This is a genomic window from Streptomyces sp. PT12, from assembly GCF_003311645.1.
Taxonomy (GTDB): Bacteria; Actinomycetota; Actinomycetes; order Streptomycetales; family Streptomycetaceae; genus Streptomyces.
In genome coordinates this window covers 83705-109380 of sequence record NZ_QEST01000280.1, presented here as the reverse complement: position 1 = coordinate 109380, position 25676 = coordinate 83705, and the positions used below count along the sequence as shown (strand labels likewise).

The following is a 25676-nucleotide window of genomic DNA, read 5'->3' as shown; positions in this document are numbered from 1 at the left end:
CCCGGGGATGAGCACCACCCCGCCTCCCCGCCGCCGCAGGCAGCTGGGCAGGGGCCCTGGCGACCCCGCCCCCGGTGGGGCGGAGGGGACCGCGGACGCCGCGGAGGACGTCTCCGGGGAGGACGCGGTGGATGTCGCCGACGACAGCGTCGCACCGCCCGAGGCCAAGCCCGATGCCGAGCCCGAAGAGGCGGTGGACGACGGGCGTTTCAAGGTCGTCCTCGAGAACTTCGAGGGCCCCTTCGACCTGCTCCTCCAGCTCATCTCCCGCCACAAGCTCGATGTCACCGAGGTCGCGCTCTCCCGCGTCACCGACGACTTCATGGCGCACATCAGGGCCATGGGCCCCGACTGGGACCTCGACCAGACCACGGAATTCCTTGTGGTCGCCGCCACCCTCCTCGACCTCAAGGCCGCCAGGCTGCTGCCCACCGCCGAGGTCGAGGACGAGGCCGACCTCGCGCTGTTGGAGGCGCGCGACCTGCTCTTCGCGCGCCTCCTCCAGTACCGCGCGTACAAGCGGGTCGCGGACATCTTCAGCGACCGCCTCGCCGCCGAGTCCCTGCGCCACCCCCGCACCGTCGGCCTCGAACCCCACCACGCCGAGCTGCTGCCCGACGTGGTGATCAGCGTCGGGCCCGAGGGGTTCGCCAGGCTCGCCGTCAAGGCGATGCAGCCCAAGCCCAAGCCGCGGGTCTATGTCGACCACATCCACGCGCCCCTGGTCAGCGTGCGCGAGCAGGCCGACATCGTCATCGCTCGGCTGCGGGAGCGCGGACTCGCGACGTTCGCTGAGCTGACCGACGACGCCCCCGACACCCTCACGGTGGTCGCCCGCTTCCTGGCGCTGCTCGAGCTGTACCGCGAACGGGCGGTGGCCCTCGACCAGGACGAGGCGCTGGGCCCGCTGGTCATCCGCTGGAGCGGCGGCGACGAGGGAACGGTGCGGGTCACCGACGAGTTCGACACCGACGAGTTCGACACCGACGAGTTCGACACCGACGAGTCCGATACCGAGGCGAAGCCGGACGAGAGCGCCAAGGGCGCCAGGCAAGGAGCGCGCCCATGAGCACGACAGAAGCGACCCAGACCGGAGAAGCGGCGGAAGCGGCGGAAGCGACGGGCGAGGCGCCCCTGGAGCTCAAGCCCGCCCTCGAAGCCGTCCTCATGGTGGTCGACGAGCCCGCGACCGAGGAACACCTCGCCAAGGTCCTCGGCCGCCCCCGCCGCGCCGTCGCCGGCGCGCTGCGCGAGCTGGCCGACGAGTACACCAGGCAGGGCCGCGGCTTCGAGCTGCGCCTGGTCGCCGGGGGCTGGCGCTACTACACCAGGCCCGAATTCGCCTCGGCCGTCGAGGACTTCGTGCTCGACGGCCAGCACGCCAGGCTCACCCAGGCCGCCCTCGAGACGCTCGCGGTGGTCGCCTACCGGCAGCCCGTGAGCCGTTCCCGGGTCTCCGCGATCCGCGGGGTCAACTGCGACGGCGTCATGCGGACCCTGCTCCAGCGAGGGCTGGTGGGAGAGGCGGGCACCGAACCCGAAACAGGTGCGATCCTGTATGTGACGACGCACTACTTCCTGGAGCGGATGGGCCTGCGCGGCCTGGACGAGCTTCCCGAGCTCGCGCCCTTCCTGCCCGAGGCCGACCAGGTCGAGGGCGAGAGCCAGGAGGGGGTGCCGTCGTTCGACGTAGCCGACCTCGACGCTGACGACAGCGGCGACTCCCCAACGGATCATTGATGCGAAGCAGTGGCAGGAACAGCAACCGGAACCACCGGGGCGCGGGCAACCAACGCGACGAGAAGCGGCAGCGCGCCGGCCGGCCCCGCCCTGAGGAGCGCGCGTACGGCGGCAAGGGCGGCGGTCCCGCGCGCCCGAAGCGGACCAAGCCCGCCCGTTCCCGCGAGTACGACGCGCAGATCGAGGAGCGGAACCGAGAGCGCCACGACCGCAAGTCCTCCGCGGGCGGCGCGGCGGGCGACGGCGAGGGCGAGCGCCTCCAGAAGGTGCTGGCCCGCGCGGGGCTCGGCTCCCGCAGGTCCTGCGAGGAGCTGATCGACCAGGCCAGGGTCGAGGTCAACGGGCGGATCGTCACCTCGCAGGGGCGCCGCGTCGACCCGGAGAAGGACGAGATCAAGGTGGACGGGCTGACGATCGCGGCCCAGTCGTACCTGTTCTTCGCCCTCAACAAGCCCGCCGGCGTCGTCTCGTCGATGGAGGACCCCGACGGCCGCCAGTGCCTGGGCGACTACGTGCAGAACCGCGAGACGCGGCTCTTCCACGTCGGGCGCCTCGACACCGAGACCGAGGGCCTGATCCTGCTGACCAACCACGGCGAGCTGGCCCACCGGCTCACCCACCCCAAGTACGGCGTCACCAAGAGCTACCTCGCCGCGATCCAGGGCCCGATTCCGCGCGACCTCGGCAAGCGCCTCAAGGACGGCGTGCAGCTCGACGACGGCTGGGCCCGCGCCGACCACTTCCGCGTCGTGCAGAACACCGGAAAGAACTACCTGGTCGAGGTCTCCCTGCACGAGGGCCGCAAGCACATCGTGCGCCGCATGCTCGCCGAGTCGGGATTCCCCGTGGACAAGCTGGTGCGCACGCGGTTCGGCCCGATCGTGCTCGGCGACCAGAAGTCCGGCTGGCTGCGCCGCATGACCCACACCGAGGTCGGCCAGCTGATGCGCGAGGTCGGTCTCTAGGCTTCGGCGGTCATCGGCCAGGCGACCGGGGCGGCCGCCGCGGGGCCCCGCGGCGGCATTACGCTGGAACGATGCGCAGCGCCCTCGTCCTCGGCACCGGACTGATCGGCACCTCCATCGCCCTGGCGCTCTCAGGGCGTGGCGTGCGGGTGCACCTCGCCGACCGCGACCCCGACCAGCGCCGCACGGCCGCGGCCCTGGGCGCGGGCACCGAGGAGCCGCCCGAAGGCCCCGTCGACCTCGCGGTGGCCGCGGTGCCCCCGGCCCAGGTGGCCGCGGCGCTCGGCGGCCTCCAGGCGCGCGGCGCCGCCCGCGGATACATGGACGTCGCCAGCGTCAAGGGCGGTCCGCGCCGCGAGCTGACCGCGGCGGGCGGCGACCTTTGCGCCTACCTCGGCACGCACCCCATGGCGGGCCGTGAGCGCTCGGGGCCGCTGGCCGCCACGGCCGACCTGTTCGAGGGCAGGCCCTGGGTGCTCACCCCGACCCCGGAGACCGACACCGAGGTGCTCAACCAGGTGCTGGAGCTGGTCTCGCTGTGCCGCGCCGTGCCCGTGGTGATGGACGCGGACGCCCACGACCGGGCCGTCGGCCTGGTCTCGCACACCCCGCAGCTGGTCTCCAGCCTGCTGGCCGCGCGGCTCGCCTCGGCCGAGGAGACGGCCGTGCGGCTCAGCGGCCAGGGCATCAGGGACGTCACGCGAATCGCCGCCTCCGACCCGGGGATGTGGATCGACATCCTTTCCGCGAACCCCGGGCCCGTCGCCGACATCCTGTCCGAATTCGCCGTCGACCTGGACGAGACCGTTCGCGCCCTGCGCGCACTCGAATCCGCCGACGAGGACAAGCGGGCCGAGGGCGCGGCGGGCGTGGCGGCCGTTCTGCGCAGGGGGAACGCAGGGCGCGAGCGCGTTCCCGGCAAGCACGGGGCGGCCCCCGCCGCCTATGAGACCGTGGCGGTGCTCATCAGCGACCGCCCCGGCGAGCTCGCCCGCATCTTCGCCGACGCGGGCCGGGCCGGGGTCAACGTCGAGGACGTCCGCATCGAGCACGCCACCGGCCAGCAGGCGGGCCTCGTGCAGCTCATGGTGCAGCCCGCGTCCGCGCCCATGCTCACCGCGGCGCTGCGTGAACGCGGCTGGTCCATCCGCCAGTAGGGCCGCTCCCGGCTGCCGGTACGCTTCTTCCCCGGAAGGGCGTGGCCCCTTCCCCAGGGGGCGTGGGCTCCCGTTTCCCCCGGTGCGCCGTCCGGCGCGCGGACACGTCTGAGAAAGGTGCGCAACGCCGTGGCTGAAACCCCCGTCATCGTCGCCATCGATGGCCCCTCCGGCACGGGCAAGTCAAGCACCTCCAAGGCCGTGGCCGAGCGGACCGGCTTCGGCTACCTCGACACCGGCGCCCAGTACCGGGCGATGACCTGGTGGATGCTGGGCAACGGCGTGGACATCGCCGACCCCGCCGCCGTGGCAGCCGCCGCGGACAAGCCCGTCATCGTCTCGGGCACCGACCCCACGGCGCCCACGATCACCGTCGACGGCACCGATGTCTCGGTGCCCATCAGGGGCCGGGTGGTGACGGAGGCGGTGAGCGCGGTCAGCGCCGTTCCCGAGGTGAGGACCCTGATCACCGAGCTCCAGCGGTCGATCGCCGCCCAGGCGGGGGCGGGCATCGTCGTGGAGGGCAGGGACATCGGCACCACCGTGCTCCCCGGCGCCGACGTCAAGATCTTCCTCACCGCATCGCCCGAGGTCAGGGCCGCCCGCCGCAGCGCCGAGCTGATCGGCCAGGAGGCCGCGGGGGTCGCCGCCACCCAGGCCGCGCTCGCCCGGCGCGACGCCGCCGACTCGGGCCGCAAGGCGTCCCCGCTGGCCAAGGCGGACGACGCCGTCGAGGTCGACACGAGCGAGCTGACCCTGCCGCAGGTCATCGAGTGTGTGGTGTCGCTCATCGAGGCGCGCAAGCGTTCCGAGCGGTGACGCCATGACGCCCCCGCGCGACCTGGCCGCGCGGGCGGGGCACCGGCTCGCGACCGGCGTGATCCACACCGTGTGGCGCCCGCGGGTCCTGGGCGCCTGGCGCGTCCCCGCCACGGGCCCGGCGATCCTGGCCGTCAACCACACGCACAACGTCGACGGCCCCGTGCTGTTCGGCACCGCGCCGAGGCCGGTGCGCTTTCTGGTCAAACGGGAGGCGTTCGTGGGCCCGCTCGGCGCGTTCCTGAACGTCATCGGGCAGCTGAGCGTGGACCGTTCGGGCCCTGACCGCGCGGCCGTCACCGCGGCGCTCGCCGTGCTCGACGGCGGCGAGGTGCTCGGGATATTCCCCGAGGGAACGCGCACCACGGGCGACTTCGCCGCGCTCAGGGCGGGGCTCGCGTACTTCGCGGTGCGCTCGGGCGCCCCGATCGTGCCCGTGGCCGTGCTGGGCAGCGGCGGGCGCGGAGGCCGCGCGGTGCGCGCGCTGCCGCCGCCGCGCGTCCGGATCGACGTCGTCTTCGGCGAGCCGTTCCACGCCGGTGACAGCTCGGGGCGGCGCACCCGCGCGGCGCTCGACGCGGCGACCAGGGGCATACAGGAGCGCCTGACGGACCACCTCAAGGACGCCAGGCGCCGCACCGGCCGCTGACGCGCGACACTGGAGAGCCAGCGGCACCGCACTCACGACGACGGACGAGGTACGAGACCCCATGAACGACCAGAACCATTCGGGCACCGCCGAGGCGCACGGCGCGCTGGGGGACGCCGAGTACGCGGAGTTCATGGAGCTCGCCGCCGAGCAGGGCTTCGACCCCGACGAGATCGACGGCGACCTCGCCGCGGCGGCCGGTGGCCCGTTGCCCGTGCTCGCCGTCGTCGGCCGCCCCAATGTCGGCAAGTCGACCCTGGTGAACAGGATCCTGGGCCGCCGCGAGGCCGTCGTCGAGGACCGCCCAGGCGTGACCAGGGACCGGGTGACCTACGAGGCGGAGTGGGCGGGGCGCCGCTTCAAGGTGGTGGACACCGGCGGCTGGGAGCAGGACGTGCTCGGCATCCAGGCGTCCGTGGCCGCGCAGGCGGAGTTCGCCATCGAGGCGGCCGACGCCGTGGTCCTGGTGGTGGACGCCACGGTCGGCGCCACCGACACCGACGAGGCCGTGGTCAAGCTGCTGCGCCGGGCGGGCAAGCCGGTCGTCCTGTGCGCCAACAAGGTGGACGGCTTCTCGATGGAGGCCGAGGCGGCCTATCTGTGGTCGCTCGGCCTCGGCGAGCCCCACCCGGTCTCCGCGCTGCACGGCCGCGGCACGGGCGACATGCTGGACGCCGTGCTCGAGGTGCTGCCCGACGCCCCGGCCGAGACGTTCGGCACAACGGTGGGCGGGCCCCGGCGCATCGCGCTCATCGGCCGCCCCAATGTCGGCAAGTCGTCGCTGCTCAACAAGGTCGCGGGCGAGGACCGCGTCGTCGTCGACCCGATGGCGGGCACCACGAGGGACCCGGTGGACGAGCTGATCGACCTGGGCGGGAAGACCTGGCGCTTTGTCGACACCGCGGGCATCAGGCGCCGCGTCCACCTCCAGGACGGCGCCGACTTCTACGCCTCGCTGCGCACGGCGGCGGCGCTCGAGAAGGCCGAGGCCGCGGTGGTTCTCATCGATGTCTCCGAGCCCATCAGCGTCCAGGACACCCGCATCATCACCATGGCCGTGGACGCGGGCCGCGCCCTTGTCATCGCCTACAACAAGTGGGACGTCATGGACGAGGAGCGGCGCTTCTACCTGGAGCGGGAGATCGAGCAGGAGCTCGTGCAGGTCCAGTGGGCGCCCCGGGTCAACATCTCGGCGCGCACCGGGCGGCACATGGAGAAGCTGGTGCCCGCGATCGAGACCGCGCTGGCCAGCTGGGAGAGCCGGGTGCCGACCGGCAAGCTCAACGGATTCCTCGGCCAGCTGGTCGCCTCGCACCCGCACCCGGTGCGCGGTGGCAAGCAGCCCCGCATCCTCTTCGGCACCCAGGCGGGCACGAGGCCGCCGCGCTTCGTGCTCTTCGCCTCCGGCTTCCTCGAGGCGGGCTACCGGCGCTTCATCGAGCGGCGGCTGCGTGAGGAGTTCGGCTTCGAGGGGACCCCGATCCAGCTGTCGGTGCGGGTGCGTGAGAAGCGCGGCCGCAAGAAGTGACCGACGCGAGAAGTGACCGACGCGAGAAGTGACCGACGCCGCCGGGGCCCTTCACCCTGGGCCCCGGCGGCGTCAGCGCCCGTCGGCGGGGTCGGTTGAGTGGCGGGCGGGGGGCAGGGCGGCGGCGTTCAGCCGCGCGTGTCCGCCGCCCACGGCGCCGTAGCCCGCGTACGCGGGCTCGTGCCACTCACGCCAGCTGCCCGCGCCGACGCCATAGCTCGTGGAGAAGCCCACGAAGCGCAGGTCCTCCTCGCCCGAGCGGTCCCCGGGCAGCGCCCGGAACAGCCTGCGGTACTCGGCGCACAGGGAGTCGTAGATCGGCGTGGGCGAGCAGGTGACCCGCTCGTACGGCGTCCGCATGCCGGGGATGCCGGTGGCATGCCCGGCGCGGTGCTGGGTCCTGGGCGGTTCATAAGCGTGCACGCCCGTCCAACGATCAGGGGCGGCTTCGGATGCGCCCTGGCCCGCCGCCGTACCTGAACGTTGGAGGCCCCCGCGATCGCTCATGTGCCGGTCAGCGGCATCGCGGCGGCCACCAGAACCCCGCCCGCCGCTGCCTTCTCCAGGGCGTCCCGCATGAGGTCCTCGCGCGGCTGCTGGCCGATGGAGCCCGCGGGGGCGGCGTAGACGAGCACCTGGTGGCGCTGGTTGGCGCTGGCCCGCCAGCCGTCGGTGAGCGGCAGCGGCTGGTGCGCCTGCCACCAGGCGCTGGGGCGGCCTCCCGCGGAGGCGCCCTGGAGCACGGCGTGCAGCTGGCCCATGGCGACGAGCACGGACCAGCCCGGCAGCCGCGCAGGAACGTTTCCCACGTCGGTCACCGGCATAAAGCCCGCCTCGATCAGCAGCGGCAGGAAATCGTCGCCCGGGCCCGTGGAGCCGGGGCGCACGACGGGGCCCGTGGGCTCGACCACGATCGCCGGGTGCAGTTCCTCGCCGATGAGGATCTGCCCACAGGTCACGCCGAGGACGGCCTGCTCGGGCGCGGGCCGGTCGGGGGAGGGCGCGGCGGGAGCGGGAGCGGGAGCGGCGGGAGCGGGGACGGGGGCCGCGGGGGCGGCGGGAACCGTCTCGCCGGTGATGGACCGCACGGCGCCCTGGAGTTGCTCCTCGGAGACCGAGACCACCTGGGAGGGGATGCAGGAGGCGTGGGCGAACGCCAGGACCGCCGTGTCCCCGCCCACGAAGAGGACGGTGCTCGTGCGCTCCTGCTCGGGGTAGCCGGGGGTGCGGCACGAGGTGCAGTCGTAGCTGCCGGGTGCGTTCTGGCCGGCGAGCAGCCGATCGGCTTCTTCGTCGCCGATCTCGGCGCGTACGGCGTCGCTGACGTCGAGCAAGGGGGACACGGTCGCTCCTCGGTTGATGGGTCACGGCCCGCCCTCCGCGGCGGGTGCCCCGTGCACAACGGGCGAGCCGCGCCTGGGTCACGCCCCCCGCCCCGGGAATCGCCCCCGCGACGCCGGGGAGAGGGGGGCCCGACCGTACGCGTGAGCGATGGTGTAGGGGGGTGGCGGTTATCAACCAAAAGTTCACCGTGTTCACATGAAAAGTGAATTCCCGGTGATTCCCAAACATGCTCAAGGGGCTCTCATAACGCCCTTGCATTCCCGTTGCTGAGGGGTCCCCTGTGAATTCTGGGCGCCCGGCAATTGCGTCGGCGACGCGTTCGCCCGAACGGGGACGCGCGGGGGGCGCTGTGACACAAGCGTGACAGTCCCCTGATCTTCGCGGTACTTCGGGGTGGTTGACGGGGGGCGTGCGGCGGGTCGTACGGTGGCGGCATGGCTCCCCTCCCGCGCCCCGCGCAGACCCCCGACGACAGCCCCGACGCCTATGTCGGCATGGACGCCGACGCCGCGGAGGAGCGGGCCACGGGCCGGGGCTGGCGCCCCGTCCGCCGCCTTCCGCCCGATGCGATCATCACCATGGAGCACATGCCGGGACGGCTCAATCTCGCCGTGAGCGACGGCGTGGTCGTCCGCTGCTGGCAGGGCTGAGCCCGCGCCCTCCGCTCCTCAGCGGCTGCTGACGGGCCGGATCGGCCGGTCGGGGCGGCCGGTGTGCGCCCGCCCGCCCGGCTGCCGCACACGGACGTTCGCCGCCATCGCGTGCGCCGCCGTCCCCGGCCGCCCGGTGGCCACCGCGGGCTCGCCGTGGGGGCAGGGCTCGTCGCCCTGGCGCAGCGCGGGCACCGGGTGCGGGCCGCGGTCGAGCGCGGGCGCCGACTCGTGGGGCGCGGTCAGGCCGAGCACCCGGTCCCTCATCAGGAACACCTGCCGCTCCACCGCGGCGATCAGCGGCTCGCACCAGGGCAGCGCCAGCAGGACCAGGAGGCCGGCGGCCCAGCCGAGCAGCACGTCGCTCACCCAGTGGGTGCCGAGGTAGACGGTCGTGGTGCCGACGCCGAGCGCGAAGACCGCGGCGATGACCGACAGGGTGCGTCTCGCCCGCGGCGTGGTGGCCAGATAGGCCAGGATCCCCCAGGTCACGACGGCGTTCGCGGTGTGGCCCGAAGGGAATATATCGCCGGTCAGGAACATCTCGTTCGACCCGATGACGTTGGCGTAGTGCGGGCCCTCGCGGCCCATGCCCAGCTTGGCGGCGCCCACCGTCACGTTGAGCAGGAGGAGGGCGCTGGCCATCACGAGCAGGGGGCGCAGGGTCCGCTGGCGCCAGCAGCGCCAGCTGAGCCACGCGGCGATCAGCACCGCCGTCGGGCCGCGCTGGCCGAGGACGACGAAATAGTCCAGAAACGCGTGCAACTCCGGCCACTGCTTATACGGGCGGAACAGCATGAGCTGCCAGTCGAGACGGACGAGCCAGGACGTGCTCAGCACCGCAGCCACGATGGCCGCATAGAACCCGAGGGTGGCCCACAGGAGAGCCATGCGGGTGCGGCTCATTACAGGAGGCGGCACGTTCGGCGGCTGCTGCTCCTGTTCGAGGCGGGCTAGGAAGCGGTCGGTTCGCACACTCGCAAGATTACAGCCCGTGATAGCGAGCTTCCTGCCGTGGCCCGCCTTCGTAATGGCGATGTGATGTTGGGCAAATATTTTCCGCCATCGTATTTCACGGCTTTAGGAATTCCCCGGACTCCTCATATGTCGGCCCGGCGGTCAGGTCACGGTCCCACCGTCCGCGTCGCCGAGGCAAATCCGTAGGTGAACGGCGTGCGGCGCTCGTGTGGGGCGCTGACGGGTCCCGGCGGCCACCGGGGCGGGGCGGGCCCGGGCGGGGGCTGCCGTAGTCTGTGTGCCCATCTGCCCCGCCACCACGCCCGGTGACCGCCCGGCCGGGATTCCCCCGTGGTGGTGACGACGAGGAACGGCGCGACACAGGAGGTGCGTTGATGTCGGGGCCGCCCCACCCCGGAACCCCCACCGCCGACCGAAGCCGCTGGACGGTGCTCGCCGTGCTCTGCGCGAGCCTGCTGCTCGTGGCCATCGACGCCACCGTTCTGCACGTGGCCGTGCCCGCCGTGAGCGAGGAGTTGCGACCTTCGGGCGTCGAACTCCTGTGGATCGTCGACAGCTACCCCCTGGTGTGCGCCGCGCTGCTGATCCTCTTCGGCACGCTCGGCGACCGCGTCGGGCGCCGCAGGGTCCTGCTGCTCGGCTACGCCTGCTTCGGCGTGGCCTCCGCGGTGGCCGCGTATGCCCCGGGGCCCGAAGTCCTCGTCGTGGGCCGGGCGTTGCTCGGCGTGGGCGGGGCCATGATCATGCCGGCCACGCTTTCGATCCTGCGGCACGTCTTCCCCGACCGGCGTGAACGGGCCCTGGCCATCGGCATCTGGAGCGCCGTGGCCGCGGTCGGCGCGGCGACGGGCCCGCTGGTGGGCGGGGTGCTGCTCGAACACTTCTGGTGGGGCTCCGTCTTCCTCGTCAACATCCCGCTGATGGCGGTCTGCCTGCCGGTCGGCGCCGCGCTGCTGCCCGAGTCCACGGGGGAGGGCTCGGGCCCCTGGGACGTGGGGGGCGCCCTGCTGGGCGCTGCGGGTCTCTTCTCCGCGATCCTGGCGGTGAAACGGTCGGGTGGCGGCGACATGTTCACGCCGGGGACGGCGCTCGCGGCCGGTCTCGGGGTGGCGCTGCTCGCGCTGTTCGTGCGCAGGCAGCGGGCGCGGCCCGATCCGCTGATCGACCTTTCGGCGTTCGCCAGGCCCGCGTTCGGCACGTCGGTGGGGTGCATCGTGCTGACGGTGCTCGCGCTGGTGGGCCTAGCGCTCGTCGCGGCGCAGTATCTGCAACTGGTGCTCGGACTCTCCCCCTTGGAGACCGGGCTGCGGCTGCTTCCGCTGAGCGTGGCGGCGATCGGTGCAGGGCTGGCGGGGAGTTGGCTGCTGCACCGGCTTGGTCCCCGCGCGATGGTCGCCGCGGGCTTCGGGCTGACGGCCGGGGCGGTGCTGCTGCTGATGTCCCTGGGCGCGACGGACCGGCCCGTGCTGATGGTGCTCGGCTTCGTGCTGCTCGGCTTCGGCCTCGAGACCACGCTGTTCGCGTCGTACGAGTCGATGCTGGGCGACGTCCCCGTGGCGGAGGCCGGGGGAGCGGCGGCGATCGGGGAGACGGCGTACCAGTTCGGCGGGGGCATCGGGATCGCGCTGCTCGGGAGCGTGATGAACGCGGTGTACTCGTCCGGCGTGCGCGACGTCGCCGGGGTCGAGCGGGCGGACGCCGAGGAGGCGGGGCACTCGCTGGGGGGCGCGCACACGGTCGCGGTCCGGCTGGGCGGGGAGCAGGGGAAGGCGCTCGAGGAGGCGGCGCGTGAGGCGTTCGTCCGCGGGATGCATGTGACGTTGCTGGTCAGCGCGTTGATGCTGGTGGTCGGCGCGGTGGCGGCGCTTCGGCTGCCGCGCGCGCTGGTCCGGTGCACCACGCGCCCCTCGGAGGAGGGGCGAACGCTCTTGCCCAGCCCGGTTACCCGTCGGTAACATTGCGTCATGGCACCCGATACACCCCCGCGTCGGCCCATGAGGCCGCCCTTCGACCCCGCCGACCCGCTCGGCCTCGACGAGCTGCTCGACGAGGCGGACCTGGACATACGGCGCACCGTCCGCGAGTGGGCCGCGAAGCGCGTGGCCCCGCACGTCGCGGAGTGGTTCGAGCGCGGCGAGGTGCCCGAGGTGCGCGAGCTGGCCAGGGAGTTGGGCGCGCTCGGCGCGCTCGGCATGACGCTGGAGGGCCATGGCTGCGCGGGCGCGTCGGCCGTGCAGTACGGGCTGGTGTGCCTGGAGCTGGAGGCGGTGGACTCCGGGATCCGCTCCCTGGTCTCGGTGCAGGGCTCCCTGGCGATGTACGCGATCCACCGCTTCGGATCCGATGAGCAGAAGCGGCGCTGGCTGCCGGGGATGGCCGCGGGCGAGGCCATCGGCTGCTTCGGGCTGACCGAGCCCGACCACGGCTCCGACCCTGCGGGGCTGCGCACGGGCGCCGTGCGGGACGGCGGCGACTGGGTGCTGACCGGGCGCAAGATGTGGATCACCAATGGCTCGGTGGCCGATGTCGCGGTGATATGGGCCCGCACCGAGGACGGCATCCAGGGCTTTCTCGTCCCCACGGACACCCCGGGATTCACGGCGACCCCGGTCGCGCACAAGGGCTCGCTGCGCGCCTCGGTCACCAGCGAGTTGGTGCTCGACGGGGTGCGGCTGCCCGCCGACGCCGCGCTGCCGGGCGGCACCGGGCTGCGCGCGCCGCTGGCGTGCCTGAGCTACGCGCGCTACGGCATCGTGTGGGGCGCGATGGGCGCGGCCCGCAGCTGCTTCGACGCCGCGCTTGAATACGCGGGGACGCGCGAGCAGTTCGGCAGGCCGATCGCGGGCTTCCAGCTCACCCAGGCGAAGCTCGCCGACATGGCGGTCGAGCTGCACAAGGGGCTGCTGCTCGCCTGGCACCTGGGGCGGCGGCTCGACGCCGGGCGGCTGCGGCCCGAGCAGGTCAGCCTCGGCAAGCTGAACAACGTCAGGGAGGCGCTGGAGATCTGCCGCACGGCCCGCACGATCCTCGGGGCGAACGGGATCTCGTTCGCGTACCCGGTGATGCGGCACATGGCGAACCTGGAGTCGGTGCTCACCTACGAGGGCACGAGCGAGATGCATCAGCTGGTGCTGGGAAAGGCGCTCACCGGCCTCGACGCGTTCCGCGGCTGACGGGGGAGAGTGGCCGCCCCTGGTCCGCGCGGCCTTCGGGCATCGCGAATAATCAGGGGGGTGACCGACCTCGCCGGACCGGACGTGCCCTCCCGAGCCCTGGGACCGGGGAGTCGGCTCCGGCTCCCGGTGCTGGCGTCGTTCCTCCAGAGGGCCGGACCCGCGCTGCTTGGGTTCGCGGCGATCCGGCTGCTCGGGGTGGTCGTCCTCGAGCTGTGGGACGGTGACGAGCGGAAGGACGCGCTCCATCTGCTCTCCGGGCGCTGGGACTCCGTGTGGTACGCCAGCATCGCCGAGCACGGCTATGGCCGCACGGTGGTGGCCGAGGACGGCGGGGTCCACTCGGACCTGGCGTTCTTCCCGCTGCTGCCCTGGCTGGAGCGGGCGGTCTCCGCGGTCTCGCCGCTCTCGGCGGGCGAGGCGGGCGAGGCGGGCCTCGTGGTCGGCGCGGTCGCCTCGCTGGCCGCGGCGGCGGGCCTGTTCGCCCTCGGGGACCTGCTGCACGGCCGCAGGGCCGGGACGCTGCTCGCGCTGCTGTGGGCGGCGGTGCCGATCGGGATCGTGCAGTCGATGGCGTACACCGAGTCGCTGTTCACCGCGCTCGCCGCCTGGGCGCTGTACGCGCTGCTGACGGGCCGGTGGGTGGCGGCGGGCGTGCTGTCGGCGGCCTCGGGCCTGAGCCGCCCGGCCGGGCTCGCGGTGGCGGCGGCCATCGCGGTGGCGGCGGTGGCGGACCGGCTCGCCGACCCTGAGCGGCGCCGGATACCGCCGGGGCCGCTGTGGGGGGTGGTGCTCGCGCCGTCGGGCTGGGCCGCCTATGTGCTGTGGGTAGGGGCGAAATCCGGCCAGCCGCTTGGCTATCTCGACGTGCAGGCGGGCTGGGGGAACGGCTTTGACGGGGGCTTGGGATTCGCCAGGTTCATCGCCGAGAGGTTCACGGACGGTGCGCCCCTGGCCGGGGTCGGGCTGTGCGCGGGGCTGGCGTTGCTCGCCTGGGTCTGTGTGCTGCTCGTGCGGCTGCGCCCGCCGCTGCCCCTGCTGGTCTACACGGCCGTGCTGGTGCTGCTCGCGGTCTGCGCCGCCGGGTACTTCGGGTCGAAGCCCCGGCTGCTGCTTCCGGCGTTCCCGCTGCTGCTTCCGGCCGCCGTGGCGCTGGCCAGGGCGCGGCTGCCCGCCGCCGCGGTCACGGTGGGCGTGGCGGCGGTCGGCGCCTCGGCGTACGGCGCCGTGTGGCTGACCGGCTCGGGGCCTCCCTGACGGGAAGGGCCCCGGGCCTGGTCAGCTCTGGTTGTAGAAGCCGCCCTCGGAGGAGTGGCGGTCGCCGGTCACCACCTGATAGTCGGCGGGGGTCAGCAGGAAGACCCGGGTGGCCACGCGCTCGATGTCGCCGCGCAGCCCGAAGATGAGGCCGGCCGCAAAGTCCACCACGCGCTTGGCGTCCGCGCCCTCGAGCGCCGTGAGGTTGATGACGACCGGGATGCCGTCACGGAACAGCTCGCCGATCCGGCGGGCGTCCTTGAAGCTTCCCGGGGTGACCGTGGCGATCCGCCCGCCCTGCTCGTTGGCGGACTCGGTGGCCAGCCGCAGCCGGGGGTCCGTGGTCCACGCCGCGGCGCCTTCACCGGGCTCGGGACCCTCGGCGTACTCATCGTCGTAGTCACGCATGTCGCGGTCGTCGACGAGGCCCAGCCAGGCGCTCGCCCTCCGTACCGATCCCATGGACGCCTCCTCTCTGCTCACGCGGTCCATACCCCGTTCGCGCCTCTATGGTCGACCATGACGCCGACAATGCGCCAAGTGGATAGCCGCTCTTACCGGGTTTCGTAACGGTTCTGGTGCATACGATGTGCCCCTTCATCAGGGGCGTTGCGGTATCCGGGCGCTGACGGAGAGTAAGATGCGCACGCCCCGCCATCCGGGTGACACGCCCCGTGGCCCGTAGTGGCCGAAAGGTGTTCTTGGCAACGGGCCTGACGGAGGACAGGATTCCGGCAGCGCTTGTCAGGGGCATGCCGACAACGGGTGTCTCGGGCCACGCCTCACGGGTCCGCTACCCAACGGACCCCGTTCCTTATGGAGGAAAGAAGAGTGAGTATGAAGCGCACCAACCCCCACAGACGCTTCTCCCGACGCCTCGGGCTGACCGCCGCCGCCTCAGGTCTGGTGGCCATCGCGGCGTTCGTCCTGCCGAACTCCGCCCAGGCGGAGCCCGTCCAGACGTTCAGCACCGCCCAGCTGTCGACCGTGAGCGACGCGGTGCTCACGGCGGACATCGGCGGAACCGCGTGGGGTATCGACAAGGCGACCAACAGCGTCGTCGTGTCGGTCGACGAGACCGTGACGGAGGCCGAGATCGCGCGGATCGAGGCGAGCGCTGGCCGCCTGGCCGACGCGCTGACGATCGAGCGGCTCGACGGGAAGTTGCAGCGGTTCCTCGCGGGTGGCGACGCCATCTACGCGGACGCGGGCTGGCGCTGTTCGGCCGGGTTCAACGTGACGAACGGCAGCAGGGACTTCTTCATCACCGCGGGCCACTGCACCGATGGCTTCCCCGACTGGTACACCAACTCGTCGCTGAGCACCTACATCGGTCCCACGACCGGCTCCAGCTTCCCCGGGAACGACTACGGGATCGTGCGCTACGACAGCTCGGTCTCCCGTCCTGGCGTGGTGAACCTCTACAACGGCTCCACGCGTAACATCACCAGCTTCGCCAACGCGAGCGTCGGCCAGTCCGTGCAGCGCAGCGGCAGCACGACCGGTCTGCGCAGCGGCACGGTGACCGCGCTCAACCAGACGGTCAACTACGGCGGCGGCGACATCGTCTCCGGCCTGACCAGGACCAACGCCTGCGCCGAGCCCGGCGACAGCGGTGGCCCGTTCTTCTCGGGCAGCGTCGGCCTCGGCCTGACCTCGGGCGGCAGCGGCAACTGCTCGATCGGCGGCACGACGTTCTACCAGCCCATCGTCGAGGCGGCGAACGCCTACGGCGTGCGCGTGCTCTGACGCGCCCCCGGGGTGCCTCCATCCCTGGCGCCCCATCAGCTCCATCCGCCCCCACCCGTCACCGCGGGTGGGGGCTTCTCCATGGGCTGTTCCCGGGCGATGGGCGTTTTCGGTCAGGTATGGACCTGGGCGGCCGCGGACCCGGTCGCCTCAAGACGTGAACTCGTCCGGTCGGGGGGATCGCCGCCCTGTGGACTCCCGGCAGGAAAACCCGAAGTCTTCTGGATGGTTTACGCGCATAACCCCAACCTGTGTGTTCGTATGTCTGGGGCAAGAACTCGGTCTTGCGTGAACCCGGGTGGGCTGGGAATACTCGCCTGCACCGCTTGGCATGGACGCGGCCGGCCCCCAACTGGCTCATCTCCGTGCTCTCTCCGGAGCCACAGGGCTCCAACCCCCACAGGAGGAAACGAGCGTGACACACCGACGTACCTCATATCGGCGCCTCGCGGCCGCAGCCACCGGAGTCGCCGCCCTGCTCGCCGGCACGTTCGCCGTCTCGCAGGCGAACGCCGCCCCCACCCCCACACCGGACGTTCTCACCTCGGCCCAGGCCGGGGAGCTGGCGACCACCCTGACCGACACGCTGGGCGCCGAGGGCGCGGGCACGTACTTCGACGACGCCACGGGCACCCTCGTGGTCAACGTCGTGGACGAGTCCGCGGTCTCCGTCGTCCAGGAGGCGGGCGCCGAGGCGAGGCTCGTGGAGCGGAGCCTGGCCGAGCTCAACGAAGTCAAGGCGCAGGTCGAGGAGTTCGCTGTCCCTGGCACCTCATGGACGGCCGACCCGCTGACCAACACCGTCAAGGTGACGGTCGACAGCACGGTCACAGGCGGCGAGCTCGCCGAGGTCCGTGACGCGGTCGAGGCGCTGGGCAGCGCGGCGACCTTCGAGCAGCGCGCCGGCGCGTACGAGCCGTACATCGCCGGTGGCGACGCGATCTACTCGTCGGGCGCCCGCTGCTCGCTCGGCTTCAACGTCTCGGTCGGCGGCGCCCCGGCGTTCCTGACCGCGGGTCACTGCGGCTCGGTCGGCAGCACGTGGTCGGACTCCTCGGGCGGCGGCGCGATCGGCACGCTGACCGAGGGCGAGTTCCCTGGTGGCGACTACGCGCTGGTGCAGTACACCGCGAGCGTGGACAACCCCAGCGTGGTCAACCGCTACGACGGCACCACCACCGCCATCTCGGGCGCGGGCGAGGCGACGGTCGGCCAGCTGGTCGAGCGCAGCGGCAGCACCACCGGGCTGCACGGCGGCCAGGTCACCGGCACCGACGTGAGCGTCAGCTACCCGCAGGGCACCGTGCACGGCACGATCGAGACGACCGTGTGCGCCGAGCCCGGCGACAGCGGCGGCTCGCTCTTCGCGGGCAGCACCGCCCTCGGCATCACCTCGGGCGGCAGCGGCAACTGCTCCTCCGGCGGCGTGACGTTCTTCTACCCGGTCGTGGACGCCCTGGCGGCCACGGGCGCGTCGCTCCCCTGACGATGATGTCGGGGCGGCGGCTCGGGTAGCGCCTGAAGCGCTCGGGGAAGCATCGCACCACGCGTGAAGCGGGGGCGGGGCGGCGATCGCCGCCCCGCCCCCGTCGCGTTCCCCTTGTCGTTGTCGCGTTCCCCTTGTCGTTCCCCCGTCACTCCGCGGCGATCAGCTCCGCGATCTGCACGGTGTTGAGGGCGGCGCCCTTGCGGAGGTTGTCGTTGGAGACGAAGAGAGCGAGGCCGTTCTCCACCGTCTCGTCGCGGCGGACGCGGCCGACGTAGCTGTCGTCGCGGCCCGCGGCCTGGAGGGGGGTGGGGATGTCGGAGAGCTGGACGCCCTCCGCGTCCGCGAGCAGCTCCCTGGCCCGCTCGGGGGTCAGCTCGCGCTCGAAGCGGGCGTTGATCTGGAGCGAGTGCCCGGTGAAGACGGGGACCCTGACGCATGTGCCGGAGACGGCGAGCCCGGGGATCGACAGGATCTTGCGGCTCTCGTTCCGCAGCTTCTGCTCCTCGTCGGTCTCGTCCGAGCCGTCGTCCTGGATCGAGCCGGCGAGCGGGAGGACGTTGAACGCGATGGGCCTGGCGTAGACGTCGGGCGCGGGGAGGTCCACGGCCGTGCCGTCGAACGCCAGCCGCGCCACGTCCTGCTGCACCGCCGCGCGGACCTGCCGGTCGAGCTCGGCGACCCCGGCGAGGCCGCTGCCGGAGACCGCCTGGTACGTCGCGACCACCAGCGCCTTGAGACCGGCCTCGGCGTGCAGCGGGCGGAGCACGGGCATGGCGGCCATGGTGGTGCAGTTGGGGTTGGCGATGATGCCCTTGGGGCGGTCGGCCACGGCGTGGGGGTTGACCTCGGAGACCACGAGCGGGACGTCGGGGTCCATGCGCCACGCGGATGAGTTGTCGATCACGACGGCCCCGGCCGCGGCCACCTTCTCGGCCAGCGCGCGCGAGGTGGCCTTGCCCGCGGAGAACAGCACGACGTCGAGGCCCGCGTAGTCGGCCGTGGCCGCGTCCTCGACCGTGACGACGCCGTCCTGCCACGGCAGCGTGCTGCCCGCCGACCTGGCCGAGGCGAACAGCCGCAGCTGGTCGACCGGGAACTTCCGCTCGGCCAGCACCTGCCGCATCACGCCACCGACCTGCCCGGTGGCCCCGACGATCCCGATCTTCATGAGGCTCCTCACGTCCGCTGCGTCCCTGACGTCGCTGCTCCTACCCTGCACCGTCCGGCCCAACGACGGCCAATTCTTTGACGCCGGTCACACCCGGTGAGCCGCCCTGCGTTGATACTTCTGAATGAAAGTAACGCCGCCGTAACGCATGCGAACTAGCGTCAGCACCGGCGGCTTCGCAACGGACACGGTGAGGTGGGAACGCGTGCAACTGACCCCGCGCGAGCAGGAGCGACTGCTGATCCACGTGGCGGCCGACGTGGCCACCCGACGGCGCGCCCGCGGGCTGAGGCTCAACCACCCCGAGGCGGTGGCCGTCATCACCGCCCATGTCCTGGAGGGCGCGCGCGACGGGCGCACCGTCGCCGAGCTGATGGACTCGGGCCGCCGCGTCCTGGCCCGCGCCGACGTGATGGAGGGGGTTCCCGAGATGATCCCCGACGTGCAGGTCGAGGCGACCTTCCCCGACGGCACCAAGCTGGTCACCGTCCACGAGCCGATCGCCTGAGGGGGCAGCGCCCGTGATTCCCGGAGAGATCCTGTTCGCCGCCGACCCCGTGCCGCTCAACGAGGGCGCGCCCGTGGTCAGGCTGACCGTGGTCAACACCGCCGACCGCCCCGTGCAGGTCGGCTCGCACTACCACTTCGCCGAGGCCAATCCCGGGCTCGACTTCGACCGCGCGGCGGCGCGCGGCAGGCGGCTCGCCGTCCCGGCGGGCACGGCCGTGCGCTTCGAGCCCGGCGTGCCGGTCGAGGTGGGCCTCGTGGAGCTCGCCGGGCGCCGGGTCGTCCCGGGGCTGCGCGGGGAGACGGGGGGAGCGCTCGATGACTGAGCGGACGGGGCACCAGAGTGGGCGCGGCGCGCCGGAAGGGGGCGGGACGCGGCTGAGCCGGGCGCGTTACGCCGACCTCTACGGGCCCACCGCGGGCGACCGGGTGCGGCTTGGCGACACGGACCTGCTGATCGAGATCGAGCGCGACCTCGCGGGCGGGCCCGGGCTCGCGGGGAACGAGGCGGTGTTCGGCGGCGGCAAGGTGATCCGCGAGTCGATGGGCCAGTCGGTCGCCACGCGCGCCGACGGCGCCCCCGACACCGTCATCACCGGCGCCGTCGTGCTCGACCACACCGGGGTCGTCAAGGCCGACATCGGCATCCGCGACGGGCGGATCACGGCGCTGGGCAAGGCGGGGAACCCCGACACGATGGACGGCGTCCACCCCGACCTGGTGATCGGCCCCGAGACCGAGATCATCGCGGGCAACGGCCGGATCCTCACCGCGGGCGGCGTCGACGCCCATGTGCACTTCATCACCCCCGGCATCGTCGACGAGGCGCTGGCCAGCGGGATCACCACGCTCGTCGGCGGCGGAACGGGTCCGGCCGAGGGCACCAAGGCCACCACCGTCTCGCCGGGGCCCTGGCACCTGGCGAGGATGCTGGAGGCGCTGGACGGCAGCCCGGTCAACATCGGGCTGCTCGGCAAGGGCAACACCGTCTCCCGCGAGGCGCTGCTCAGCCAGCTGCGCGGCGGCGCCGTCGGCCTGAAGCTCCACGAGGACTGGGGCTCGACCCCGGCCGCGATCGACGCGTGCCTGACGGTGTGCGACGAGACCGGCGCGCAGGTGGCGATCCACACGGACACGCTCAACGAGGCGGGCTTCGTCGCCGACACCCTGGCCGCCATCGGGGGCCGGACGATCCACGCGTACCACACCGAGGGTGCGGGCGGCGGGCACGCCCCCGACATCATCACCGTGGTCTCCGAGCCGCACATCCTGCCGAGCTCGACCAACCCCACCAGGCCGCACACCGTCAACACCGTCGAGGAGCACCTCGACATGCTGATGGTCTGCCACCACCTCAACCCGGCCGTTCCCGAGGACCTGGCGTTCGCCGAGTCCCGCATCAGGCCGTCGACGATCGCCGCCGAGGATGTGCTGCACGACCTGGGCGCCATCTCGATCATCTCGTCCGACTCGCAGGCCATGGGCCGCGTGGGCGAGGTGATCATCCGCACCTGGCAGACGGCGCACGTGATGAAGCGGCGCCGGGGCGCGCTGCCGGGCGACGGGGCGGCGGACAACGTCAGGGCCCGTCGCTATGTCGCCAAATACACGATCAACCCCGCGCTCGCCCAGGGCATGGCGGGCGAGATCGGCTCCGTCGAGCCGGGGAAGCTGGCGGATCTGGTGCTGTGGCAGCCCGCGTTCTTCGGGGTGAAGCCACTCCTGGTGCTCAAGGGCGGGCAGATCGCCTACGCGCAGATGGGCGACGCCAACGCCTCCATCCCGACGCCGCAGCCGGTGATGCCGCGGCCGATGTTCGGGGCGATCGGGCGGGCCCCCGCGGCCAACTCCGTCAACTTCGTCGCGCCCGTGGCCATCGACGACGGGCTGCCGGAGCGGCTGGGGCTGGGGAAACGGTTCGCCGCGATCGCGTCCACGCGCGGCGTGACCAAGGCGGACATGCGGCTCAACGACGCGTGCCCCCGCGTCACCGTGGATCCCGACAGCTTCACGGTGACCGTCGACGGCGAGCCGGTCGTTCCCGAACCCGCCGCCGAACTTCCCCTGGCCCAGCGGTACTTCCTCTTCTGAGGGGCGTGCGCTCCATGAGCCTGGGCCTTCGATGACCGCCGCGGCGCTGCTGCTCCTGGCGGACGGCCGGTTTCCCGCGGGCGCGCACGCCCACTCCGGGGGCGCGGAGGAGGCGGTGCGCGCCGGGCGCATCACGGGACCCGAGACGCTGGCGGCGTTCTGCCTCGGGCGGCTGCACACCGCGGGGCTCACCGCGGCCGCGCTCGCCGCGGCGGCGTGCGCCGGGGCGGCGCCCCCCGGCGCGCTGGACGCCGCCGCCGATGCCCGCACGCCATCGCCCGCCCTGCGCGCCACCGCGCGCCGGCTCGGCAGGCAGCTGCTGCGCGCCGCCCGCGCCACCTGGCCAGCTCCCGAGCTCGACGCCGTGGCGCGCGAGCACCCCGGGGGCCTGCACCAGCCCGTCGTGCTCGGGCTCGCCGCGCGCGCCGCCGGGCTCGCGCCGCGCGACGCCGCGCTCGCCGCCGCCTATGAGTCGGTCGGCGGCCCCGCGACGGCGACCGTTCGGCTGCTCGGGCTCGACCCGTTCGACGCCACCGCGGTCACCGCTAGGCTCGCCGGGGACCTCGACCGCGTCGCCGACCTGGCCGCGGCGGCGGCCGACGCCGCGGCCGCGCGCGGCACCGACGCCCTGCCCGCCGCATCGGCGCCCCTCATCGACATCGCCGCCGAGGCGCACGCGGCCAGGCCCGTGCGCCTGTTCGCCTCCTGAAGGGACCCCCGCCATGCACCTCGACCACCGCGAGACCTACCCCCCGCGCCACACGAGCCGACTGCGCGACGATGGCACGCGCCGCGCCCTGCGCATCGGCCTTGGCGGGCCCGTTGGCTCGGGCAAGACCGCGACGGTCGCCGCGCTGTGCGCCACCCTCCGCGACCGGCTGTCGATCGCCGTGGTCACCAACGACATCTACACGCGCGAGGACGCGGAGTTCCTGCTGCGCAACGCCGTGCTGCCCGCCGAGCGCATCACCGCGGTGGAGACCGGCGCCTGCCCGCACACCGCGATCAGGGACGACATCTCCGCCAACCTGGAGGCGGTCGAGGAGCTGGAGCGCGCCACGGGGCCGCTCGACCTGATCCTGGTCGAGTCCGGCGGCGACAACCTCACGGCCACCTTCTCCTCGGGCCTGGTCGACGCGCAGATCTTCGTCATCGACGTGGCGGCGGGCGACGACATCCCCCGCAAGGGCGGCCCCGGCATCACCGCGGCCGACCTGCTCGTGGTCAACAAGACCGACCTTGCCCCGCACGTCGGCTCCGACCTGGAGGCCATGGCCCGCGACGCCAAGGCCCAACGCGGCGACCTGCCCGTGGCGTTCACCTCGCTCCGCGCGCCGGACGGCGTGCGCCCCGTGGCCGACTGGGTGGGCGAACGCCTCGCCGCCTGGCGCGCCGTCGCGTGAACGGTCGCCTGAACACGGGGCGCGTGAACGGGGGCTTCGCGTGAACGGGGGCGCGCGGGTCAGTGCGCACGCCCGCGTGACGGCGGCCCCCGGGGGCGCGTTGCCGATGCTGCGCGGGGAGGGCGCGCTGGCGTTGCGCCGCACGCGGGGCGAGCCGGGGCGCGCGCAGGTCACCGTCGTCGGCGCGATGAGCGTTCCGCTGACCGGGGACTCCCTGCGGCTGACCGCCGTGGTGGAGCCTGGCGCCGCGCTGTCCGTGACATCGGCCGCGGCCACCCTGGCCCTCCCCGGCCAGGGCGCGCGGGAGCCCGCCACCTATGACACGGAGCTGACCGTCGGCGAGGGCGGCGAGCTGCGCTGGCTGCCCGAGCCGGTGATCTCCGTGCGCGGCAGCGCCCTGCGCATGACCACCCGCGTCACCCTGGCCGCCACCGCCAGGCTGGTGCTGCGCGAGCAGCAGGTGCTCGGCCGCGCGGGGGAGGAGCCAGGGTCCCTGACCACGCGCCTGGTGGTCGCGCACGGAGGGCGCGCGCTGCTCGACCAGGAGCTGGCCTGTGGCCCTGGCGCCCCCGGCTGGGACGGCGGCGCGGTCATCGGTGGCCACCGGGCGGTGGGCCAGCTGCTCGTGGTGGACCCGGCGCTGGCCGAGAAGCCCGCCGAGCCGCTGGCGCTCGGCCCGACGGCGGTGCTCACGCCGCTCGCGGGACCGGCCGCGCTGGTCACCGCGGTGGCGCCCGACGCGTTGGCGCTGCGTGACCTGCTCGACCGGGGCGCGGCGGCGCTCGGCGCCGCCTGACGCGCCGCCGTGCCCCGCGGCGTCATCCGGCCGCGCGGCGGTAGGCGCCGGGCGGCACGCCGTAGCGCTCCTTGAAGACGCGGCTGAAGTGGAACGCGCTGGCGAACCCCGAGGCCGCCGCGACCCGCGCGACCGGCAGCTCCGTGGCCTCGAGCAGCCGGGCGGCGTGCCGCAGCCTGGCGTCGCGCAGCGCCCGCATCGGGGGGTGGCCGAGCTGTTCGGAGAACAGGTGGGCCAGCCGCGACGGCGAGAGCGACACCTGAGTGGCCAGTGACTCCACGGTGTGCGGGGCGCCGGGGTCGGCCGCGATCAGCGCCTCGGCCCGGCGCACGCGCGGGTCCGCGCCCGCGCCCCCGCCGCCCGCCGCGGTGGAGGCGGCGAGCAGCACCGCCTCCTCAAGGCCGTTGAGCGCGAGTTCCCTGGCCGCGGCCGTGTGTGCCACCGCGACCCGGCCCGGCTCGGGCGCCGGATCCGGCGCGGGCGGCGCGCCGTCCCCCGACCACCGCGCGTCGGCGTGCACGCGGGCGAACGCCGCGGCGACGCGCTCGCGCGCCGCCCTCCGCACGGGCGGCACGGCGTACAGGCGCCCGCCGCCCAGGTGCGGCCGCAGCCACGCGCCCCACGCGGTCCTCGCCTGGCAGTGCGCCCACCAGAACGCCCAGCGCTCCGCGCCATCGGCCACCCCGTACCGGTGCGGCACCCCGGGGCCGAGCGCCACCAGGGCGCCTGGGCCCGCGACGACCTCGGCGTCGCCCTGCCGCAGCAGGCCGCTGCCCGCCGCGGTCCAGGTGAACAGCCAGCTGTCCGCGCCGCGCGGGCGGCGCACGGCATAGCCGGGGCGTTCGTCGAAGTACGCCACGGTGACAAGGCCGGGGGGCGGGGCAGCAGGCTCGGAAATGTCATCAGCGCTCATGGATATCCCCAGGGAGGTGCGGCGGGCCTAGCGTCAGTGGGAGAGCAGGGGGAGAACAGCGGGGGATCAGCGGAGACAGCACGGGAAGGGGCGTTCTCGATGACGACCGACACGGCCATCGACGACAGTGTGAGGCAATTCCACGACGAGGGCTTCCTGGTGGCGCGCGGCCTGTTCTCCCCCGCGGAGATCGAGGAGCTGCGCGGGGAGTTCATGACGATGCACGCGGCGGGGCCGATCCCCGGCCACTTCGAGCCGCGCGGCCGGGAGAGCGAAGGGCCGACCGACCCGCTGCACAGCTATCCGCGGGTGATGCACCCGCACCGGATCAACGACGTGGCGCTGCGCTACCTGCTGGACGCGCGGCTGCGGCGGATCCTGGAGCGGCTGCTGGGGGAGGAGGTGCTGGCGGCGCAGAGCATGTTCTACTTCAAGCCGCCCGGGGCGCGCGGGCAGGCGCTGCACCAGGACAACTTCTATCTGCGCGTCGAGCCGGGCACGTGCGTCGCGGCATGGGTGGCGTGCGACGAGATCGACCGGGCGAACGGCGGGCTCGAGGTGGTGCCGGGGACGCACGCGATGGACCTGTTCTGCCCCGAGGAGGCGGATCCTGAGCTGTCGTTCGTGCGGGAGTATGTGCCGCCGCCGCCCGGTCTCGCGGCGGTGCCGGTCGACATGGCGCCTGGGGACGTGCTGTTCTTCAACGGCAGCCTGGTGCACGGCTCGCAGCCCAACACGACGGCCGACCGCTTCCGCCGCTCGTTCATCGGCCACTACGTGGGGGCCTCGACGGAGCGGATCGGGCACTGGTACCGGTGCCTCTCGATGCGCGGGGACGCGGTGTCCCTGCCGGAGAGCGAGGGGGCGGGCCCGTGCGGCACGGAGTTCGACGGGGAGCCGCACTAGGCCCTGACCGGGCGGTTCTCGAGGACCACGCGTGATTCGGCAACGCGGCGAGGGCCCCGGTCAGGGCGGCCTGGGCGGTGCAGCACGGTGCTGCGACCGCCGACGGCGGCGGGCTGGCCGTCACTCACCTGCGCCCGATCGTGGGCGGTGAGCGGATCGCACGTGCCTATGCCGGGATTGCCCGTGTGCCGGGCGACCGCACGACGCCCTTGAGCGCACGGTCAACGGCCTGCCCGGCGTGGCGGCGCAGCGGAACGGCAACATCGTGACGGTGTTCGGGTTCCGGATCGCGGGCGACCGGGTCAGGCGTATCCGGGCGGTGCGAAACCCCGAGAAGCTCCGTCCCCGGCGGATCAGCTGAGGAGCGATCCGAGCCACTGCGGCGATCGGATCG

At 73.4% G+C, this 25676-nt stretch carries 26 protein-coding genes; 20 read left to right on the top strand and 6 right to left on the bottom strand.

Annotated features, from left to right (window positions below):
- The first annotated feature begins 7 nt into the window (after positions 1-7).
- From DEH69_RS29800 to der, 7 genes are all read left to right on the top strand, one after another.
- Positions 8-1069, top strand: a complete 1062-nt coding sequence (locus DEH69_RS29800; protein ID WP_113690105.1) for a ScpA family protein — start codon at positions 8-10, stop codon at positions 1067-1069.
- A complete protein-coding gene (gene scpB, locus DEH69_RS29795; protein ID WP_113690104.1) occupies positions 1066-1740 on the top strand; it encodes an SMC-Scp complex subunit ScpB in 675 nt (224 codons plus the stop codon). Before DEH69_RS29800 ends, scpB begins: the two co-directional genes overlap by 4 nt.
- Positions 1740-2705, top strand: coding sequence for a pseudouridine synthase (locus tag DEH69_RS29790; RefSeq protein ID WP_113690103.1), 966 nt, complete (start codon positions 1740-1742; stop codon positions 2703-2705). Before scpB ends, DEH69_RS29790 begins: the two co-directional genes overlap by 1 nt.
- Before the next feature lie 71 nt (positions 2706-2776).
- Complete coding sequence (locus DEH69_RS29785) at positions 2777-3862, top strand: prephenate dehydrogenase (RefSeq protein ID WP_113690102.1); 1086 nt, start codon at positions 2777-2779, stop codon at positions 3860-3862.
- Positions 3863-3979: 117 nt separating this feature from the next.
- On the top strand, positions 3980-4681 hold the full coding sequence (cmk, locus tag DEH69_RS29780) for a (d)CMP kinase (RefSeq protein WP_113690101.1): 702 nt from the start codon (positions 3980-3982) through the stop codon (positions 4679-4681).
- A 4-nt stretch (positions 4682-4685) separates the two neighbouring features.
- A complete protein-coding gene (locus tag DEH69_RS29775; protein WP_113690100.1) occupies positions 4686-5330 on the top strand; it encodes a 1-acyl-sn-glycerol-3-phosphate acyltransferase in 645 nt (214 codons plus the stop codon).
- Positions 5331-5391: 61 nt separating this feature from the next.
- Positions 5392-6858 carry a ribosome biogenesis GTPase Der gene (gene der, locus DEH69_RS29770; protein ID WP_113690099.1) on the top strand — a complete coding sequence of 489 codons (1467 nt, stop codon included), beginning with the start codon at positions 5392-5394 and terminating at the stop codon, positions 6856-6858.
- A 72-nt stretch (positions 6859-6930) separates the two neighbouring features.
- Here the strand turns inward: der and DEH69_RS31885 are convergent, their stop codons facing one another.
- Both DEH69_RS31885 and DEH69_RS29760 read right to left on the bottom strand, forming a co-directional pair.
- On the bottom strand, positions 6931-7281 hold the full coding sequence (locus DEH69_RS31885; protein ID WP_181727667.1) for a hypothetical protein: 351 nt from the start codon (positions 7279-7281) through the stop codon (positions 6931-6933).
- A gap of 80 nt (positions 7282-7361) precedes the next feature.
- A complete protein-coding gene (locus DEH69_RS29760; protein WP_113690098.1) occupies positions 7362-8201 on the bottom strand; it encodes a hypothetical protein in 840 nt (279 codons plus the stop codon).
- Positions 8202-8636: 435 nt separating this feature from the next.
- Here DEH69_RS29760 and DEH69_RS29755 point away from each other — a divergent pair, with 435 nt between their 5' ends.
- Positions 8637-8852 (top strand): proteinase inhibitor I78, encoded by a 216-nt coding sequence (locus DEH69_RS29755; protein WP_113690097.1) that lies wholly within the window; start codon positions 8637-8639, stop codon positions 8850-8852.
- Between the two features lie 18 nt (positions 8853-8870).
- On the opposite strand, the gene DEH69_RS29750 is transcribed toward DEH69_RS29755, so the two are convergent.
- Positions 8871-9827: a phosphatase PAP2 family protein gene (locus DEH69_RS29750; protein WP_181727662.1), complete on the bottom strand. Its 957-nt coding sequence runs from the start codon at positions 9825-9827 to the stop codon at positions 8871-8873.
- 377 nt (positions 9828-10204) lie between these two features.
- On the opposite strand from DEH69_RS29750, the gene DEH69_RS29745 reads away from it, so the two are divergent.
- The 3 genes from DEH69_RS29745 (at position 10205) to DEH69_RS29735 (ending at position 14260) form a co-directional block, all read left to right on the top strand.
- Positions 10205-11785 carry an MFS transporter gene (locus tag DEH69_RS29745; protein WP_113690095.1) on the top strand — a complete coding sequence of 527 codons (1581 nt, stop codon included), beginning with the start codon at positions 10205-10207 and terminating at the stop codon, positions 11783-11785.
- Positions 11786-11794: 9 nt separating this feature from the next.
- Positions 11795-13003 (top strand): acyl-CoA dehydrogenase family protein, encoded by a 1209-nt coding sequence (locus tag DEH69_RS29740; RefSeq protein ID WP_113690094.1) that lies wholly within the window; start codon positions 11795-11797, stop codon positions 13001-13003.
- 99 nt (positions 13004-13102) lie between these two features.
- Positions 13103-14260: a glycosyltransferase family 39 protein gene (locus DEH69_RS29735; protein WP_113690134.1), complete on the top strand. Its 1158-nt coding sequence runs from the start codon at positions 13103-13105 to the stop codon at positions 14258-14260.
- A 21-nt stretch (positions 14261-14281) separates the two neighbouring features.
- Here DEH69_RS29735 and DEH69_RS29730 read toward each other — a convergent pair whose 3' ends face one another.
- Entirely contained in the window at positions 14282-14722 is a 441-nt protein-coding gene (locus DEH69_RS29730; RefSeq protein ID WP_113690093.1) for a cell division protein SepF, read from the bottom strand.
- A 375-nt stretch (positions 14723-15097) separates the two neighbouring features.
- On the opposite strand from DEH69_RS29730, the gene DEH69_RS29725 reads away from it, so the two are divergent.
- Both DEH69_RS29725 and DEH69_RS29720 read left to right on the top strand, forming a co-directional pair.
- Positions 15098-16009, top strand: a complete 912-nt coding sequence (locus tag DEH69_RS29725; protein WP_258535055.1) for a S1 family peptidase — start codon at positions 15098-15100, stop codon at positions 16007-16009.
- A gap of 415 nt (positions 16010-16424) precedes the next feature.
- Complete coding sequence (locus tag DEH69_RS29720) at positions 16425-17495, top strand: S1 family peptidase (protein ID WP_113690091.1); 1071 nt, start codon at positions 16425-16427, stop codon at positions 17493-17495.
- Positions 17496-17643: 148 nt separating this feature from the next.
- Here DEH69_RS29720 and DEH69_RS29715 read toward each other — a convergent pair whose 3' ends face one another.
- Positions 17644-18666 carry an aspartate-semialdehyde dehydrogenase gene (locus DEH69_RS29715; RefSeq protein WP_113690090.1) on the bottom strand — a complete coding sequence of 341 codons (1023 nt, stop codon included), beginning with the start codon at positions 18664-18666 and terminating at the stop codon, positions 17644-17646.
- Between the two features lie 205 nt (positions 18667-18871).
- Here DEH69_RS29715 and DEH69_RS29710 point away from each other — a divergent pair, with 205 nt between their 5' ends.
- The 6 genes from DEH69_RS29710 to DEH69_RS29685 all read left to right on the top strand — a co-directional run bounded on the left by DEH69_RS29710 (position 18872) and on the right by DEH69_RS29685 (position 23463).
- Entirely contained in the window at positions 18872-19174 is a 303-nt protein-coding gene (locus DEH69_RS29710; protein ID WP_181727661.1) for an urease subunit gamma, read from the top strand.
- Between the two features lie 13 nt (positions 19175-19187).
- Positions 19188-19499 (top strand): urease subunit beta, encoded by a 312-nt coding sequence (locus DEH69_RS29705; RefSeq protein ID WP_113690088.1) that lies wholly within the window; start codon positions 19188-19190, stop codon positions 19497-19499.
- Positions 19492-21264, top strand: coding sequence for an urease subunit alpha (locus tag DEH69_RS29700; RefSeq protein WP_113690087.1), 1773 nt, complete (start codon positions 19492-19494; stop codon positions 21262-21264). Before DEH69_RS29705 ends, DEH69_RS29700 begins: the two co-directional genes overlap by 8 nt.
- A gap of 31 nt (positions 21265-21295) precedes the next feature.
- Positions 21296-21973 (top strand): urease accessory protein UreF, encoded by a 678-nt coding sequence (locus tag DEH69_RS29695; RefSeq protein ID WP_113690086.1) that lies wholly within the window; start codon positions 21296-21298, stop codon positions 21971-21973.
- Between the two features lie 13 nt (positions 21974-21986).
- Entirely contained in the window at positions 21987-22667 is a 681-nt protein-coding gene (ureG, locus tag DEH69_RS29690; protein WP_113690085.1) for an urease accessory protein UreG, read from the top strand.
- Between the two features lie 106 nt (positions 22668-22773).
- Positions 22774-23463, top strand: a complete 690-nt coding sequence (locus DEH69_RS29685; protein ID WP_113690133.1) for an urease accessory protein UreD — start codon at positions 22774-22776, stop codon at positions 23461-23463.
- 22 nt (positions 23464-23485) lie between these two features.
- Here the strand turns inward: DEH69_RS29685 and DEH69_RS29680 are convergent, their stop codons facing one another.
- Positions 23486-24376: a helix-turn-helix domain-containing protein gene (locus DEH69_RS29680; protein WP_113690084.1), complete on the bottom strand. Its 891-nt coding sequence runs from the start codon at positions 24374-24376 to the stop codon at positions 23486-23488.
- 99 nt (positions 24377-24475) lie between these two features.
- Between DEH69_RS29680 and DEH69_RS29675 the strand changes: the two genes are divergently transcribed.
- Positions 24476-25282, top strand: a complete 807-nt coding sequence (locus DEH69_RS29675; protein ID WP_113690083.1) for a phytanoyl-CoA dioxygenase family protein — start codon at positions 24476-24478, stop codon at positions 25280-25282.
- Positions 25283-25676: the final 394 nt, after the last annotated feature.

Excerpts from the sequence above, each read along its gene's own strand:
- DEH69_RS29730 (WP_113690093.1), bottom strand. The coding sequence starts at position 14,722 with ATGGGATCGGTACGGAGGGCGAGCGCCTGGCTGGGCCTCGTCGACGAC.
- scpB (WP_113690104.1), top strand. The coding sequence starts at position 1,066 with ATGAGCACGACAGAAGCGACCCAGACCGGAGAAGCGGCGGAAGCGGCG.
- der (WP_113690099.1), top strand. The coding sequence starts at position 5,392 with ATGAACGACCAGAACCATTCGGGCACCGCCGAGGCGCACGGCGCGCTG.
- DEH69_RS29715 (WP_113690090.1), bottom strand. The coding sequence starts at position 18,666 with ATGAAGATCGGGATCGTCGGGGCCACCGGGCAGGTCGGTGGCGTGATG.
- DEH69_RS29675 (WP_113690083.1), top strand. The coding sequence starts at position 24,476 with ATGACGACCGACACGGCCATCGACGACAGTGTGAGGCAATTCCACGAC.
- DEH69_RS29790 (WP_113690103.1), top strand. The coding sequence starts at position 1,740 with ATGCGAAGCAGTGGCAGGAACAGCAACCGGAACCACCGGGGCGCGGGC.
- DEH69_RS29725 (WP_258535055.1), top strand. The coding sequence starts at position 15,098 with ATGAAGCGCACCAACCCCCACAGACGCTTCTCCCGACGCCTCGGGCTG.
- DEH69_RS29745 (WP_113690095.1), top strand. The coding sequence starts at position 10,205 with ATGTCGGGGCCGCCCCACCCCGGAACCCCCACCGCCGACCGAAGCCGC.
- ureG (WP_113690085.1), top strand. The coding sequence starts at position 21,987 with ATGCACCTCGACCACCGCGAGACCTACCCCCCGCGCCACACGAGCCGA.
- DEH69_RS29755 (WP_113690097.1), top strand. The coding sequence starts at position 8,637 with ATGGCTCCCCTCCCGCGCCCCGCGCAGACCCCCGACGACAGCCCCGAC.
- DEH69_RS29740 (WP_113690094.1), top strand. The coding sequence starts at position 11,795 with ATGGCACCCGATACACCCCCGCGTCGGCCCATGAGGCCGCCCTTCGAC.
- DEH69_RS29800 (WP_113690105.1), top strand. The coding sequence starts at position 8 with ATGAGCACCACCCCGCCTCCCCGCCGCCGCAGGCAGCTGGGCAGGGGC.
- DEH69_RS29775 (WP_113690100.1), top strand. The coding sequence starts at position 4,686 with ATGACGCCCCCGCGCGACCTGGCCGCGCGGGCGGGGCACCGGCTCGCG.
- DEH69_RS29785 (WP_113690102.1), top strand. The coding sequence starts at position 2,777 with ATGCGCAGCGCCCTCGTCCTCGGCACCGGACTGATCGGCACCTCCATC.
- DEH69_RS29685 (WP_113690133.1), top strand. The coding sequence starts at position 22,774 with ATGCTGCGCGGGGAGGGCGCGCTGGCGTTGCGCCGCACGCGGGGCGAG.
- DEH69_RS29695 (WP_113690086.1), top strand. The coding sequence starts at position 21,296 with ATGACCGCCGCGGCGCTGCTGCTCCTGGCGGACGGCCGGTTTCCCGCG.
- DEH69_RS29680 (WP_113690084.1), bottom strand. The coding sequence starts at position 24,376 with ATGAGCGCTGATGACATTTCCGAGCCTGCTGCCCCGCCCCCCGGCCTT.
- DEH69_RS29700 (WP_113690087.1), top strand. The coding sequence starts at position 19,492 with ATGACTGAGCGGACGGGGCACCAGAGTGGGCGCGGCGCGCCGGAAGGG.